The following is a 14,387-nucleotide window of genomic DNA, read 5'->3' on the forward strand; positions in this document are numbered from 1 at the left end:
AAGATACCGCAGTCGCGGCGAGGGAACGTCAAGGAGACGAACCATGCCACATGTCATCAATCATCCGCGCCGTCTTATGACGGCGCTCACTCTGGTCCTCCTCCCCGCCGGCGCGCTGGCGGCCATGGTCGCGACCGACCAATCCGAAGGGGGCCTGCGCTGCGAGATTCGCGCCACGCCGGAGGCGGGCATGGTCACTTTGGAGGCCCTTGCCCACACTGATAAGCATATCAGCGGCAACTACACTTTCCATGTCGAGAGTGCCGGAGGTGCGGGCGGCTCCAATATCGATCAGAGTGGTGCCTTCGATGCCACTCCAGGACGCACCGCCACACTCGGTTCCGTCTCGCTCCGCTCCAAAGCTGGCGCCTACGACGCCACGCTTGATATCACCGCCGGCGACAACACCATCCGGTGCGCGCGGCGGATCGGCGATGCGAACTGACCATACCCGCTAATTGAACACAAAGGGCGCCGGTTTCCGGCGCCCTTTGTGGTGTAAGCCCTTGCCGACACGACTGAATGATAACTGAACAGCGAATTCCGATTGGGTTCAGCCACAAAATGCGAGGGTTGGCCATTGGCTTGAGGATAGCCAGAAAATGGAGACCAGGATGACCCGCAGAATGTTCAAGATCATTACCGCCGCTCTTCTTGCCGGCAGCATCGGCCAGGCGGCTATGTCGGTACCGGCCTACGCAGGCGGCCGGGTCTCGGTAAGCTTCGCTCCGGCCAATGCCGAAGATGCTGGTATCTTTGCGACCGGTCTCCGTTTTTACTCGCTATATCGCGGCCTGCGCGATGGCGATATCCGGCAGTCCGGCCACGGCAATGTTGCCGGCTTGGCTCAGAACGGCCGCGGCAATCTCGGCATTATCCAGCAGCGGGGCAACGGTCACTCAGCCACGTTGCGGCAGAACGGCGACGACAATACCTACGGCGTTTTCCAATATGGGAAAGCGACCCGCACCGATGTAGTGCAGGACGGTGATGGAATGAGCGGCGCTACCTTCAGCTATGGTTGGTAGGGACAGAGACGCTCTTGTGGCGCGAGCCAAGCCTACAAATTCAGCGTACCTGGTCCGGCTCATCGGCGACGCCGACATGATGTCGGTAGACCATCCCCCAGCCTTTCCAGCCGGTGAACAGAAGGATCAGGACAACGATCAGCGACAGGACGAGGCCAACCGGCACCACCGCTGCCTCTGCGTTGGTATATCGCGAGTACCAGTTGTAAAGCTCGATCACGACGGCGAGGACGTTGCCGCCTGCGTGAAGCCATACATCCCGGAGGTTGCGGATCTGGGCCTCACCCAGAACGTCGGTGAGGCCGGCAAGAGCAGCCAACGCGGCCATCACCAGGCCGGCCCCGAGCAGCCAGAGCGTGGCGGTAAACCAGGCTGTGTTGCCGGTTCGCCAGAAGACGAGGTCGCAGACGAAGGTCGCGACGAAGAACGCGATCGGGAACGGTATCAGCATTGCATGGACAGGATGACCGGCAATGCTTGCCGTGCTGTGAGGATTGTGGGTGATCATATCCTGGGCCATCGTAATGCCTCCCGGAAACGTGGCGAGTGCCGCCATCAGACCACATCACAACGTTGACAGCCTTGGCGGCTAAAAGCTGTTACAGAAAAACTCCGGTTGCACGGGAATGTTCCACGACTCGGCCGGTACGCGGGCGCGGCGATGGGATCCGACAACTGAACGCACGTTCGGTCAGTTTCTGCAGATTGCGGCAGAGGATGAGAATCCAGCGGGATCGATGGAGCGCAGGTCCTTGCGGCTCCTTATTCCAATGTTAGCCAACGCAGACGCCTGCTTGTTTGGATCATGACCATCAGGACAGCGGCATAGGCCAAAGCGCCTGCGCCGATCTGGAGGAGAAGAACGATCCGCCAGGACCAATCCTCGAAGAGGTATTGCCGAGCCAGTTCCACGGTTGCGACCATCATCATGCTCGGCGGCACGATCAACAGGATGATCCCCCGCGCAATCTCCAGCCAATTCACACTCGCGAACTTCGATTGCAATCCAATGCAGGTCGCTAGCGCGAACGCCGCGGTGAAGCATTGCGCGATTGCTAATTCCCACAGTCCGAACCGGGCGATCGCGACGATTACCACAAGCGAGACGGCGACGTTCAACACCGTGACGGGGAGCCGATACCGGATGTGACCAACGACAGATAGCGACGCTTCGTTGATGTAACCCGGCGAAAGCAGCAACTGCCGCAGACAAAGGAAGGGAATTATGGAGGCTGCAGGTATCCATACCTCGCCAAGCACCAGCCGCACGACAGCTTCGGATACCTGCGCCAATCCAAGGTACATAGGCGCGGCGATGGCGAAGAGAACGAGGAGAAACCGGACGCCGGCGTGACCGACCGATCGAGCCGGTGCAGGCTGCAGATGCGCACGCCGGAAAACCACCCAGCTCAACGACCGTGCCGGCTCGCCCAGCAGCTCCGAAACAACGGCGACAATACGCTCCGCAGCACGATAGAAACCGGCGTCCGCTATTCCGAGAAAGCTTCCGACGACGAGTGTGCCCGAATACGAGCCCAGAAACACGACCAGGCGATTGCCGACGATCTGGCGCGAAAACGCCATGACCTCGACGAGAACGGGCTTCGTCACATGCAAGTGCGGCAGCCGCCTCGTGGCGTGCACCGATCCTATAAGGAGAACGAGTTGGCAAACTATTTTGGCCGCTGCCAGCGCCGACGCGTGCGCATGGAGGTGGAGCAACACCATTGCCGCAATCAGGCCCGATGTCTCTCCCACGATCCTGACGATTGCACGTTGGCGCAGGCGGCCGGAAACGACGAGCGTCCCATCGAAAGCCGCAGTCAGCGCCGCGGGCAACATCCAGCAACTGAACAGAGCAAGAAGCGCACTCTGCTTTTCGTCGCCCGTGAGAGCGTAGAAGACTGCTGTGGCAATCACGCCGACGGCGGTGAATAAACAGCCGCTAAAAAGCGAGATGGTGGTGACTTGGTCAAAGCAATCGTCCTCATCGCTCGCTTTCATCATGAATTCCGCCCACCCGCCTTCCGCCACCACAACGAGCAGCATGGCAATGGCGGAAACGAATGCGAAGAGCCCGAACTCCGCCGGGCTCAGCAAGCGCGCCGCGACGAAGAACATCGCAACCTGAGAAAGCTGCGAAACGATCTTCGCCGTGACGATCCAAACCCCGCCGGATACGATCGCCGGCTTGGCCTCGCCAACTCCGACCGACTGCGGTTGATCCAGATATTCTTGAGATTTGGCACCCTCGACAGGTGAAAACATCGTCAACTCCCATACTGGCAGATCACCGCCCACTGACTGCCTGACGGGCAGCCTTCGACGGCTTGAATGCGAATTCAGGGCTTATCAATCTCCAAAATGAAAGATGACGGAATATCGCCAAGCACAGTCGGGCGCGCTGCTATCCAGAGGCTCCCGCGCCCAGCGAAGCCACGGCCAGCCACTCTTCGACTCCTCCGACACCCATATCTCATGCTGCCGGGTCAAGACGGGCCGGAAGCCGGATGCCTTCAATACCTTGGTCTTGACGTCGAGATCGATTCCGTCGACGACCAGATATCCGCCCGGTGCGACCAGCCTTGTCATGTTGCGGAGGCACCGTTCGGCCATGAGGTCGTCCATAGGTCCCATGAAATTGTTCGCCAGCAGGAAATGCTGCCGTCCGACGAGGTCCAGCAACCCGCCGTCGGTCGCATCAGCCGTGAGCCAGGTGATGCCCTGTCTGAGCCACTCCTTCACCCGTAGCGAGCCATCCGGAAGGGGCTCCAGGATTTCAACGAGCGCCGGCACATCGGCGCTTGCGACTTCCGGCCTGCCCGCAGCGTACAGGCTTCCTTCAGCGGCCGGAACATCCGGATAGTAGACGCCCCGCCTCGCTACCTCCACGACCGTGTCGGATATGTCTGCGCCGTGCGCTGTCAGGTGCAAATCGCTCCGAGCTCTCTTGATCGCAAAGAGAACCGAGTACAGTTCGGCTCCCGTGCTGCAGCCGATCGACGCGACTTTGACATCGCCGTTGCGGGGATATCCGGACGCAAGCGCTCCGATCACCGACAGCAGCGGCGGGTTGCGCATGAAATGGGTGTAGTGGGATTGAACCCGTACGGTGTTCCTGGTGAACCTGCGATAGATGTATCGTCCGGTGCGGAACATGAACGGCGTTCGCCGTATGGGACTGGGGATCGCCTCCCAGAATGCGCGACAGAGGCGGCGGGGAGCCTGACGGAGGGTGCTGAAATCAGCCATAGTGGTCGACATCGGAAAACTCCTTCGAACGTGCCGCCGCTCCTCCGGAGATCGGGCGGGCAACAAGGACTCGAATTGGATTGAGACAACTCGCCAACCGCCGGATTGATCTGTGGTCATAAAAGCTCGTTTGAAGCTCGCCTAAACCCATGCTTAGAGAGGCCGGCCAGTTTCGATGGCCGGTCGCACGTATATCGGCGAGCTTCGAGCTTCACGCATGATGGAAGGAACGACTTGTCCTACCGAGTGCAAAGACGCCGGGCGGAGTTAAGCAAGGCGCTTCGGCGGACGAAGAAGGCGCTGAGGATCGGAAGGAGACAGCGGCGGCCAATACCACACGAAAAAAGTCCGCACAATCTCAGGACCTGTGAGCAGGAGCGGCGAAGTCATGATCCCGAAGACGGAACAGACGACGGTGCGGCAGCATTTATGATGATGCTTCGGCTTGCGCACCTGCTTGGTTCCGTCGCTAAGCTCAATCCGGTCACAAGCTTGCACATTAGCTGGCGAGGCGGACATCGCGGCTATCTGGGACAGCGCAAGATGACTCGTTCCCGATGGGACATCCGGGACGCCGAAGGCGATCGCCATGGTGGCCAGCAATCCGACCATCATGAGGAGCATCTGAGCCAAAGTGATCCGGAGCTTCGTCATACGTTAGTTTTAATGCCGGCCAGCCTTCGGCACAATTCGACAAACCGGATCTGATCGTGACCAAAGGGAGTAGCGACGCGCCTGCGATAGGCTCGATCGTGATTCAATCGGTCGCCTCACCCTGCCAGATAGGACTGCCACCGCCAGCTCGAACGTTGCGGTCAATCATCGTGTTTCCAGTATCCGCATCAATCGGCCACGATAGCTATCCAGGATAACCGCCAACACGATAACGGCACCGATGACGATCGGTTTGATGTTGTCGTCGGCGCCCAAAAGCTGCAATCCGGTCGATAGAACCTGCAGAATACATGCACCCACCAGCGTGCCGATGATCGAGCCTTTTCCGCCCGAAAGACTGGTCCCGCCGATAATGACCGCTGCTATGGCATTCAGTTCATACCCAATGCCCGCGACCGGACTGCCGACATTGAGGCGGAGCAGATAGACCATGGCCGCTATGCCCGCAGTCAAACCGGAAATCGTGAAAACGGCGATCTTGTATCTTTTGGGCTCGTGGCCCGACAAGCGAACCGCCTCCTCATTGGTGCCGATCGCAAAGACGAAGCGCCCGAATATGGAATAGCGCAACACGAACCAGCCTATGAGAACGACGACGATCGCGATCAGAAAAATGGAAGGGAATACGCCCCAGAAGATCAGGTTCCCGAAATCCACGAAGGGCTGCGGCAGACCGGTGATCGTGGAATTGTCGCTGACGACGCGCGCCAAGCCGCTTGCGACATTCAGCATGCCGAGCGTGACGATGAACGACGGAAGCTTCCACTTCTCGCATACCCATCCATTGACCGCGCCCAGGATAGCGCCCGCACCCATCGATGCCAGAGACGCCAGAACGATCGCCTGCCACGGCGAAAACCGGGGGTCGATCATGATCGTTGCGCCGATGACCGTGCAAAGGGCAAGCAGCGAGCCGACCGAAAGATCGATGCCGCCGGTCAGGATGACGAAGGTCATGCCGGAGGCGAGCACGGTGTTGATGGCAATCTGGACGAAAATCTTCAGGAAGTTTTCCGGCGTCGCGAAGTATGGGGCGGTCGCCGAGAAGAAGATCAAGATAAGGACGAGGGCGATGGCGACACCGGCTTCCTTCATCGAAATCCGGATAAGCTTGTCCCAGACGCCGGCCTTTTTGACCTCAGTCGTCATTTCAATGTTGCCGGACACGACTGTACTCCTTGTAAGCGAGTGAGAGAATCCTGCTCTCGTCAAATTGGTCCCGAGCTATCTCTCCGGCTATCTTGCCGTCCGAGAAAACGATGATGCGATGGCAAATGCCGATGAGCTCCGGCAGGTCGGACGACACGACCAAGACACCTTTTCCTTCGGCGGCGAACTTCCACAGGAGTTCGTAGATCTCTGCTTTGGCACCAACATCGATGCCGCGGGTCGGCTCGTCGAAGATCAGCACCTTGGGACCACGGAACAGCCATTTCGCGATGACCACCTTCTGCTGATTGCCGCCGGAAAACGTCCTGACTGTCTGATGGATGGACGGTGTTTTTATGTGCAGCTCATGCACGAGGCGCCGCGAGTGACTATCTTCGGCCCTCTGGCGTATCAGCCCGTTGCGGGAGATCTTGCCGAGGTCCGTTATGGTCGTGTTTTCGGCGCAGGTCATGTCGAGCATCAGGCCCTGCAGCTTACGATCTTCTGTCGCCAGGCAAAGTCCCGCGGCAACGGCGTCCTTCGGCGAACTGATCTCGACCTTTTTCCCGTCGATGCGAATTTCGCCCGCAGCCTTGTCGTCGGCACCGAATATCGCACGCACCGCCTCCGTCCGACCGCTGCCAACGAGGCCGGCAATGCCGACAATCTCACCCTTGGCGACGGAAAACGACAATTCCGGGCTGTTTCGTGTCACCTTCAGCCCGGAAACGCCAAGCGCCTCACCGAACACGGCGCTGTCGCTGCGAAACAGGCCGTGATCGGAAAGCGTTCGTCCGACCATGAGTTCGACGATATTGGGAATGCCCAATCCCGCCAGCGGACGGGTGATGACATGCTGGCCGTCGCGCAGCACCGTCACGTCGTCGCCGACTTCAAAAATCTCTTCCAGTCTGTGAGATATATAAAGCGTCGTGACGCCGCGCGCCTTCAGTCGCTTCAAAATCTCGAACAGGCGATCGACCTCCCTGGAGGTCAAGGTTGCCGTCGGTTCATCGAGAACAAGCAGCTTGCTTTCATAACAAAGCGCCTTGGCGATCTCGAGCAATTGAAGCTGCGCGACGCTGAGACGATTGGCCTGCGTCGTCGGGGCGACATCAAGGCCCACTTCCGCCAGCAGTTCGGCCGCTCGCTTATTCATTTGCCTGTAGTTCACCAGGCCGTACCGACGTGGAAGATGCTCAAACAGCAGATTTTCAGCGACAGTGAGATTGGAGAGGGGGTGCAATTCCTGATGGATGACGCGGATCCCTGCCTTGAACGCCTCCAACGGCGAGCTTGGGCTATAGCTTTCCCCGTCAAACAGGATGTGGCCGTCGTCCGGCTTGAATACGCCCCCGAGCAGATTGATCAGCGTCGATTTGCCGGCGCCATTCTCGCCAAGAAGAACATGGCCCTTGCCGCGACCAATCCGCATGGAGACGTCCCTGAGCGCCACGACACCCGGGAAGCGTTTGCCTATTCCTTCCAGCGTCAGGATGAAGTCATCTGATGGGTCTGACACGTCCACCTCATGCGGTCTATTTCAATGGGAGATGGCAAGCCACCACTAACACGTATTCCCGAGATCGGGAACCGATCTCGCCGGCGCGAACAACGCGGAAAACGGTTTTTGGTGGTAGGCGCCGGCCATCAGCCGACGCCTCTGTTGACCTTACGATCGGCAATCTCGACTATTTGAGGTCCTTGGCGGTGACGAGCTTGACATCCGTTTTGACCCAGCCAGTGAATTTTTCACCGGCAAGTTCACGCAGACCATACTTGATGCCCATGACGGCCATCTCGGCGCCATATTGCTCGACCGTGGCCAGCATTTTGCCGTCCTTGATCAGCGGCTGCACCGGCGGAATGTTGTCAAAGCCGACAACCTTGATCTTGCCGCTCTGGCCGGCCGCATCGAGAGCCTTCACGACGCCGAGCGCCATGGAGTCGTTGGCCGCCATGACACCCTGAATGTCCTTATATTTGGTCAGGAAGTTCGTCATGACGGTATTGGCTTCTTCCGTCTCCCAATGAGCCGTCTTGCTGTCGAGAAGCTGCAGCTTGCCGCTGCTGATGGAGTCCATGAAGCCTTCCTTGCGCTCCTTGGCATTGTCGGCCTCGGGGTTACCTTCCAAGATGACAACCTTACCGCCGAGACCAAGGTCCTTGGCAAGCGCATCGCCGGCAAGCTTCGCACCTTCGCGATTGTCAGGTCCGAAGAAGGCAAGATCGATGCCGGCAGCCTTCTTTGCATCGGCGTCCAGCGGCACGTCGATGTTGATAACCTTGACGCCGGCCTTCACCGCCTTTGCAAGAGGAGTGGCCATAGCCTTCGAATCGGCCGGAGCGACGACGATGATGTCGTATTTCTGCGTCACGAAGTTTTCGACGGCATCGACTTGAGCGGCGAAATCACGCTCGTCCTTCATGCCGACGGCCTTGAAGTCAAACTTGTCCTTGTTTTCAGCCGCATATTTATCGGCGCCGGCCTTCATCTGCTTGAAGAACTCATTGGACAAGGATTTCATGATCAGGCCGACCTTGGGCTTGCTCGCCGCAAAGGCAGGCGTCACGCTGCAAGACAGTGCAAGCATCAACGTGCCGGCAAGCCCAAGCTTCAACGCCGCACGACGGGGCGCACTGATCAAGACGGAATCACGCTTTGTAGAATTGGACATTTCTCTCCTCCCGAACGGTCCTGAACTCAGCACCATCTGAGTGTCAGTAGCAACAATGAACCGTTTCCAGCTCTTATTCGGTAACAATGCTCCTAAAGATTGTCAAGCGGCCGAAATGAGAGGAAAATCCAGTGTAAATTCTAATGGTTGCAGCTTCCCGAAGCTCAAGCAATGAACCGTTTCCATTGAATGAACTCGGAAGGTCGTGCTATGGGGGGATCAGGGGTGAAAATTACGTGCAGCCCTTTGACTAAGGCGATAGAGACCAATAGCTGAAAGCGCGGATCAGACGCCTTTGGTTTTCCCGAAGGCGAAGATGAAGGGACATATGTTTCTGTTATGCCAAAGGTTGGAATTCGAGACGTTGCCAGGCTCGCGGGCGTTTCCACCGGGACCGTCTCAAGAGTTTTGAATGATCATCCCTCTGTCACGGATGAATTGAGGGCACGTGTCAGAGGCATTATCGAAGAACTCGGCTATATGCCTGACCCATCCGCCAGAAGCATGCGCAGCAAGGTCAGCCGCCTCATCGGTATCGTCATCCCGGACCTGACCAATCCCTTCTTCTCGGAGCTCGTCCAGTCTGCCGAACAGGCGGCGGCAAACCACGGCTACAACATTATCGTCATGACGTCCTTCGACCATCCGGCCAAGGAGGCCGATCGCATCGGACAACTGACAAGCCGGAAGGTGGACGGTATCATCCTTGTTCCCAGCAATGATTTCCACACGATCCAGCTGCCGAAGGGATTGCCGATCGTCGTTGTCGACCGTCTCATGCCGGGATATTCCGGCATCGCCGCCGACCATCGCAACGGCGTTCGCCTCGGCGTCGAATATCTCTTGAAGCTTGGCCACCGCCGCATCGGCTTCATATCGGGACCCAAAGGGTCTGTCCCGGCCAATGATCGCCTTGTGGGGTATCTGGACGCAATGGAGCAAATTCAAGATGACGGGCAAACGATCAGCCCATCCCTCATAACAGAGGCGGCCTTTGACTATGAAAGCGGCCGTCTCGCAGGAAACTACCTTCTTGCCCGGGCGCGCAAGGAGCGCCCAACTGCGATCTTCGCAAGCTCCGACCAGCAGGCGATCGGCTGCATGCGGGCGGCACATGATCTCGGTATTCCGATACCAGCAGCACTTTCGATCATGGGGTTCGACGGCATCCCACTCTCCAGCATGACGACGCCGCGCCTGACGACAGTGAAGCAACCGATTCAACGGATCGCAGCGGGGGCCGTGGCTATTCTGCTAAACAAGCAACCTGTGCCTGATCTCGACCGCCCGATCCTGCTCGCTTGTGAGATTTCCGAGGGCGAAACGACCTCGGCGCCCCAACCCGACTGAACGCAACGGGTGCCGAGCCGCTATGCGGGGAGGCTTTAGAGCGGCTCAGCGTTTCACAGAATCGCTTTCCCGCTCTATCCCTTTGTTTTTACGCATTCCGGACGGAAAACCGCTTCGCACTTTTCTTGGAATTGCTCTAAGTTGCCGAGGGCCTCCGGCCGCAGCCGGAAGCCCTGCATAGCCACTTGGGAGGGGATCAGAAGAAGCCGAGCGCCTTCGGGCTGTAGCTTACCAGCATGTTCTTTGTCTGCTGGTAGTGATCGAGCATCATTTTATGCGTCTCGCGGCCGATGCCAGACTGCTTGTATCCGCCGAAGGCAGCATGGGCCGGATAGGCATGGTAGCAATTCGTCCAGACGCGGCCGGCCCGGATTTCCCGCCCGAAACGATAGGCGCGGTTGCCATCACGGGTCCACACGCCGGCACCAAGGCCGTAGAGCGTGTCGTTGGCGATTTCCAGCGCTTCCTTCTCGTCCTTGAAGGTCGTCACGGACACGACCGGGCCGAAGATTTCCTCCTGGAAGATGCGCATCTTGTTATGGCCCTTGAAGATCGTCGGCTTGATGTAGTAGCCGCTTGAAAGCTCCCCGCCGAGATCGTTACGGCCGCCGCCAGTCAGCACTTCGGCCCCTTCCTGTCTCCCGATATCGAGATAGGAGAGGATCTTTTCCATCTGCTCGCTGGAGGCCTGAGCGCCGATCATCGTAGCGGCGTCAAGCGGGTTGCCCTGCTTGATCTGTTCGACCCGCTTCACAGCCTTCTCCATGAAACGATCGTAGATCGACTCCTGAACCAACGCCCGGCTGGGGCAGGTGCAGACTTCGCCTTGGTTCAACGCGAACATGGCGAACCCTTCGAGCGCCTTGTCCAGGAAATCGTCGTCTTCCGCCATGACGTCCGCAAAGAAGATGTTCGGCGATTTGCCGCCGAGTTCGAGCGTGACGGGGATCAGGTTCTGGCTGGCATATTGCATGATAAGCCGGCCGGTCGTCGTTTCGCCGGTGAAGGCAATCTTGGCAATACGCGTGCTGGTCGCGAGCGGCTTGCCGGCTTCGAGGCCGAAGCCGTTGACGATGTTGAGCACGCCGGGAGGCAGCAGATCGCCTACGATTTCCGCCCAGACGAGCAGCGAAGCGGGCGTCTGTTCGGCGGGCTTGATGACGACGCAATTGCCGGCCGCCAGCGCAGGCGCCAGCTTCCAGGCGGCCATGAGGATCGGGAAGTTCCACGGAATGATCTGGCCGACGACGCCGAGCGGCTCATGGAAATGGTAGGCGACGGTGTCCTGGTCGATCTCGCCGATCGAGCCCTCCTGAGCGCGAATGCAAGAGGCGAAATAGCGGAAATGATCGATGGCGAGCGGAATATCGGCTGCCATGGTCTCGCGGATCGGCTTGCCGTTGTCCCACGTCTCCGCCTGGGCGAGTGCTTCGAGCTTGTCTTCCATGCGCTGGGCGATCTTCATCAAGATGTTCGAGCGCTCGGCGGCCGATGTCTTAGCCCAATTGTCCTTGGCGGCGTGGGCGGCATCCAGCGCCGCATTGATGTCATTCTCGTCGGAGCGTGGGATCTCGCAGATCTTACCCCCGGTCACCGGCGTGATGTTGTCGAAATATCTGCCGCCGATCGGCTCGCGCCATTCGCCGCCGATGTAATTCCCATATTTCAGCTTGAACGGAGATTCGACGATTTTCTGATGCAGCATGCCATCCTCCCTTAGTCGACAGTGTGGGTCGCAACCCGATGGGAGAAATCTGCGCGTCTTCGTCGGTGAGCGACAGGGTGCACAGTCCATACCGCAGCGCACAGTGTCGCAACTCTGCGACACTTTTGTGCGATCAATGCATGTCCAGCTTCCTCATCTTACGATGAAGCGTGGCACGGTTCATACCGAGCGCCAGCGCGGCCTGCGTCACATTGCCATTGGCGCGCGAAAGCGCCCTGAGAAGAGCCGCACGTTCGGCCTCCTGAAGAGCTTCTTCATCGCCCGGATGGCTTTCCCGCAATGCATCGGCGGCGGGAACGCCAGCGGAAATTCTGTTGTCGTCGAGTTTTAACGCCACGCGGGCGGCTCTCGTCGCGCCAAGCACCATGTCGTTCCGATCGACCGCAAGAAGCGCCGAGGTCGAACCGCTATCGGTCGGAACCATAACGAAGCGAGCTGCGGAAAAGGCGCTCCGGAAAAGATTGAGTTCGATGCGCATCGCCGCCTCGCGAACCGTCTGGTAGATGATGGAGAGCGTCACGTCGTTAATGTCCTCGCGGCACGTCGAAACGTCCAGCGCGCCGGCCATCTGACCACGATGGTCGCGGATCGGCGCTGTGGTGCAGCTCAGATTGATGTTGGAACAGAAAAAGTGCTGATCACGGACGATCGTCACAGCCCGATCGTCGGCAAGCGCCGTGCCGATGCCATTGGTGCCGATGCTCGCCTCGGTCCATACAGAACCGGTCCAGAGGCCGAGATTTTGGAACTCCTTATCGTCGCCCGCCGTACCGCGCCGTTCCAGCGCAATGCCGTCACGATCGGTCAGCAGCAGACAGCAGCCGGCCTTACCGACCGTCGAGAAAAGCCGGCCGAGCTCATCGGCGGCTTCCACCACCAGCCTTTCCGACCGTTGGCGTGCCAATTGAAATTCCTGCTCGCTCAGACGAATAGGCAACCGCTTCTCCTCAGGTGCCAGTCGGTGCATCGTCATGCAGCGCCGCCACGAAGCGACGATCGTCGAACTTGCAGCAACAGACTGCGCGGATGCATAGACCTCATCCGCATGCGCAGATTGCTCGTACATCAGGCTCCTCCCACCGAATGTTAGATCAATTCTTGCTAAAAAAATGCCGTATGGCAATTGCTCGGCGGACTGAAGGAGCCGACGGAATATCCCACACTCTGCAAGGGCCGGTTCGAGATTGCGGAAAACAAGACATATGCATTCGAAGACCCTGTGTCGCTCGACGTCATGGATCAGATCGACGAACTCCAAGCGGCTGGGGTTATCCCCCTCAAAGTGGAAGGGCGACAGCGGATTCCATCACGGACAGGCGGGCGCTGAATGGGTTGCCAGATTGAAAAACGCTGAAGGATCCACTCGATGACCCCATGCGAAGATAATACCGCCGCTGCCGCGGACGCGCGCTCATCGGCAGCTCTCCGTCAGATCGAGGCTTTCGCCAAACGGCAGGATGATTGCGGCTGCTACTCGGTCGTCGGCGAGGTACTACTGAGCCTTGCGCCCCACGAACGCAGTGCCGTCGTCCGCGAGCTTTTCTCGTCCGCCGTCCGGCAGCGCAGAAAGATCATCGTGCTGGTAGAACTGCTCAGAGAGCTCGATCAGCTTAGCGGAACCTCTGACCATGGCGAAATCGAAGAAGCGGCGATGCTCTTCAACGATATGGCAGAACAGGCCAGGTTGGGCTCACAGCTTCTTAGAAGCCTCGCCTCCCATTGGTCGGAATTCCAACAAAGCAAACAATCCCAACTGTCAGGAAAAGGCTTGCTTCCATGATGGACGAGCAACGCCGCCAGCGGCATATCGATCTTCTTGAGTTTCTCAGCTCCGGGAGCCTGGCCAGTGGGGAATCACAGGCGACGCTTGAAGCGTTGCTTCTTCATTCGAACCGCCACCTCATCTCGCCTGCCATATCTCAGATCGGAGGAGGCGAACGCTCCCATGCGCTCCGAAGGAAGGACCTCCGCCAGAGGTCCTTCCGATCCGATTAATCTAGAATTTTGAGAACCTTGCGTGTCTTCGGCTGGACGATGACGCGTTCGTGGTTGACGACTGCATAGGCGTAAGTCGGGTTATCCGGAACCGGGGTTACGACAACGGTCTCGGGGAGCTGCTGACCGACGATAATCTTGTCCTGAACCACGGCTTCGGCCGGAGGCAGCGGCTGCTCCTGCACATAGGTGACGACCTTTTGCGGCGGCGGATCGATCGCAGTTCCAACGATAGCACCTGCCACACCTCCGACAGCGGCACCGACCGGGCCACCAACAACTGCTCCGGTGACTGCACCACCCGCGGCCCCTGTGACCGTTGAGGACTGTGCGAAGGCTGAGCCAGCGAGAAGGCCAAAGGCGGCCGCTGCTGAGACGATGAGTTTCGTTTTCATAGCATTCTCCTTTCCTTTTCGGCTCGTAAGAGCTGAAAGAGGAATGGCCTCTGCATCCGAAAGTTCCTACGAGAGATTGCTTCGACCGATCACAAGCTGCGCCAAAACGACAAAATCCGTGAGAAGTGAGCGTTCGCGT

The 14,387-nt window shown here is 58.7% G+C and carries 13 protein-coding genes and 1 pseudogene; 5 read left to right on the top strand and 9 right to left on the bottom strand.

Annotated elements, in window-relative coordinates; translation table 11 throughout:
• Positions 1-43: 43 nt before the first annotated feature.
• Positions 44-445, top strand: a complete 402-nt coding sequence (gene csgH / locus QA646_RS26680; RefSeq protein ID WP_283059736.1) for a curli-like amyloid fiber formation chaperone CsgH — start codon at positions 44-46, stop codon at positions 443-445.
• 169 nt (positions 446-614) lie between these two features.
• Positions 615-1,028, top strand: coding sequence for a curlin (locus tag QA646_RS26685; protein ID WP_283059737.1), 414 nt, complete (start codon positions 615-617; stop codon positions 1,026-1,028).
• A 40-nt stretch (positions 1,029-1,068) separates the two neighbouring features.
• Here the strand turns inward: QA646_RS26685 and QA646_RS26690 are convergent, their stop codons facing one another.
• From QA646_RS26690 to QA646_RS26715, 6 genes are all read right to left on the bottom strand, one after another.
• Positions 1,069-1,548 carry a DUF2231 domain-containing protein gene (locus tag QA646_RS26690; RefSeq protein ID WP_283059738.1) on the bottom strand — a complete coding sequence of 160 codons (480 nt, stop codon included), beginning with the start codon at positions 1,546-1,548 and terminating at the stop codon, positions 1,069-1,071.
• 242 nt (positions 1,549-1,790) lie between these two features.
• Positions 1,791-3,296 (bottom strand): oligosaccharide flippase family protein, encoded by a 1,506-nt coding sequence (locus QA646_RS26695; RefSeq protein ID WP_283059739.1) that lies wholly within the window; start codon positions 3,294-3,296, stop codon positions 1,791-1,793.
• An 84-nt stretch (positions 3,297-3,380) separates the two neighbouring features.
• Complete coding sequence (locus QA646_RS26700; RefSeq protein WP_283059740.1) at positions 3,381-4,292, bottom strand: CheR family methyltransferase; 912 nt, start codon at positions 4,290-4,292, stop codon at positions 3,381-3,383.
• An 807-nt stretch (positions 4,293-5,099) separates the two neighbouring features.
• Positions 5,100-6,122, bottom strand: a complete 1,023-nt coding sequence (locus tag QA646_RS26705; protein WP_283059741.1) for an ABC transporter permease — start codon at positions 6,120-6,122, stop codon at positions 5,100-5,102.
• Positions 6,106-7,626, bottom strand: a complete 1,521-nt coding sequence (locus QA646_RS26710) for a sugar ABC transporter ATP-binding protein (RefSeq protein ID WP_283059742.1) — start codon at positions 7,624-7,626, stop codon at positions 6,106-6,108. Before QA646_RS26710 ends, QA646_RS26705 begins: the two co-directional genes overlap by 17 nt.
• Positions 7,627-7,795: 169 nt before the next feature.
• The gene (locus QA646_RS26715) at positions 7,796-8,782 is read right to left on the bottom strand and encodes a sugar ABC transporter substrate-binding protein (protein ID WP_283059743.1); all 987 of its coding nucleotides are present in this window, start codon (positions 8,780-8,782) and stop codon (positions 7,796-7,798) included.
• Between the two features lie 339 nt (positions 8,783-9,121).
• Between QA646_RS26715 and QA646_RS26720 the strand changes: the two genes are divergently transcribed.
• Complete coding sequence (locus QA646_RS26720; protein WP_283059744.1) at positions 9,122-10,132, top strand: LacI family DNA-binding transcriptional regulator; 1,011 nt, start codon at positions 9,122-9,124, stop codon at positions 10,130-10,132.
• A 196-nt stretch (positions 10,133-10,328) separates the two neighbouring features.
• On the opposite strand, the gene adh is transcribed toward QA646_RS26720, so the two are convergent.
• On the bottom strand, positions 10,329-11,837 hold the full coding sequence (gene adh, locus QA646_RS26725) for an aldehyde dehydrogenase (RefSeq protein WP_283059745.1): 1,509 nt from the start codon (positions 11,835-11,837) through the stop codon (positions 10,329-10,331).
• Positions 11,838-11,970: 133 nt separating this feature from the next.
• On the bottom strand, positions 11,971-12,924 hold the full coding sequence (locus QA646_RS26730; protein WP_283059746.1) for a helix-turn-helix domain-containing protein: 954 nt from the start codon (positions 12,922-12,924) through the stop codon (positions 11,971-11,973).
• A gap of 87 nt (positions 12,925-13,011) precedes the next feature.
• Between QA646_RS26730 and QA646_RS26735 the strand changes: the two are divergent.
• Positions 13,012-13,158: pseudogene (locus QA646_RS26735) on the top strand (U32 family peptidase); the annotation flags it as partial.
• Positions 13,159-13,224: 66 nt separating this feature from the next.
• Positions 13,225-13,638, top strand: a complete 414-nt coding sequence (locus QA646_RS26740; RefSeq protein WP_283059747.1) for a hypothetical protein — start codon at positions 13,225-13,227, stop codon at positions 13,636-13,638.
• A gap of 211 nt (positions 13,639-13,849) precedes the next feature.
• Here the strand turns inward: QA646_RS26740 and QA646_RS26745 are convergent, their stop codons facing one another.
• Positions 13,850-14,248 carry a DUF1236 domain-containing protein gene (locus tag QA646_RS26745; RefSeq protein WP_283059748.1) on the bottom strand — a complete coding sequence of 133 codons (399 nt, stop codon included), beginning with the start codon at positions 14,246-14,248 and terminating at the stop codon, positions 13,850-13,852.
• Between the last annotated feature and the right edge of the window lie 139 nt (positions 14,249-14,387).

It is taken from the genome of Rhizobium sp. CB3090 (assembly GCF_029714285.1).
Lineage (GTDB): Bacteria > Pseudomonadota > Alphaproteobacteria > Rhizobiales > Rhizobiaceae > Rhizobium.

Coding starts and splice junctions, on each gene's coding strand:
- csgH (WP_283059736.1), top strand. CDS start 44: ATGCCACATGTCATCAATCATCCGCGCCGTCTTATGACGGCGCTCACT.
- QA646_RS26685 (WP_283059737.1), top strand. CDS start 615: ATGACCCGCAGAATGTTCAAGATCATTACCGCCGCTCTTCTTGCCGGC.
- QA646_RS26690 (WP_283059738.1), bottom strand. CDS start 1,548: ATGGCCCAGGATATGATCACCCACAATCCTCACAGCACGGCAAGCATT.
- QA646_RS26695 (WP_283059739.1), bottom strand. CDS start 3,296: ATGTTTTCACCTGTCGAGGGTGCCAAATCTCAAGAATATCTGGATCAA.
- QA646_RS26700 (WP_283059740.1), bottom strand. CDS start 4,292: ATGTCGACCACTATGGCTGATTTCAGCACCCTCCGTCAGGCTCCCCGC.
- QA646_RS26715 (WP_283059743.1), bottom strand. CDS start 8,782: ATGTCCAATTCTACAAAGCGTGATTCCGTCTTGATCAGTGCGCCCCGT.
- QA646_RS26720 (WP_283059744.1), top strand. CDS start 9,122: ATGCCAAAGGTTGGAATTCGAGACGTTGCCAGGCTCGCGGGCGTTTCC.
- adh (WP_283059745.1), bottom strand. CDS start 11,837: ATGCTGCATCAGAAAATCGTCGAATCTCCGTTCAAGCTGAAATATGGG.
- QA646_RS26730 (WP_283059746.1), bottom strand. CDS start 12,924: ATGTACGAGCAATCTGCGCATGCGGATGAGGTCTATGCATCCGCGCAG.
- QA646_RS26740 (WP_283059747.1), top strand. CDS start 13,225: ATGACCCCATGCGAAGATAATACCGCCGCTGCCGCGGACGCGCGCTCA.
- QA646_RS26745 (WP_283059748.1), bottom strand. CDS start 14,248: ATGAAAACGAAACTCATCGTCTCAGCAGCGGCCGCCTTTGGCCTTCTC.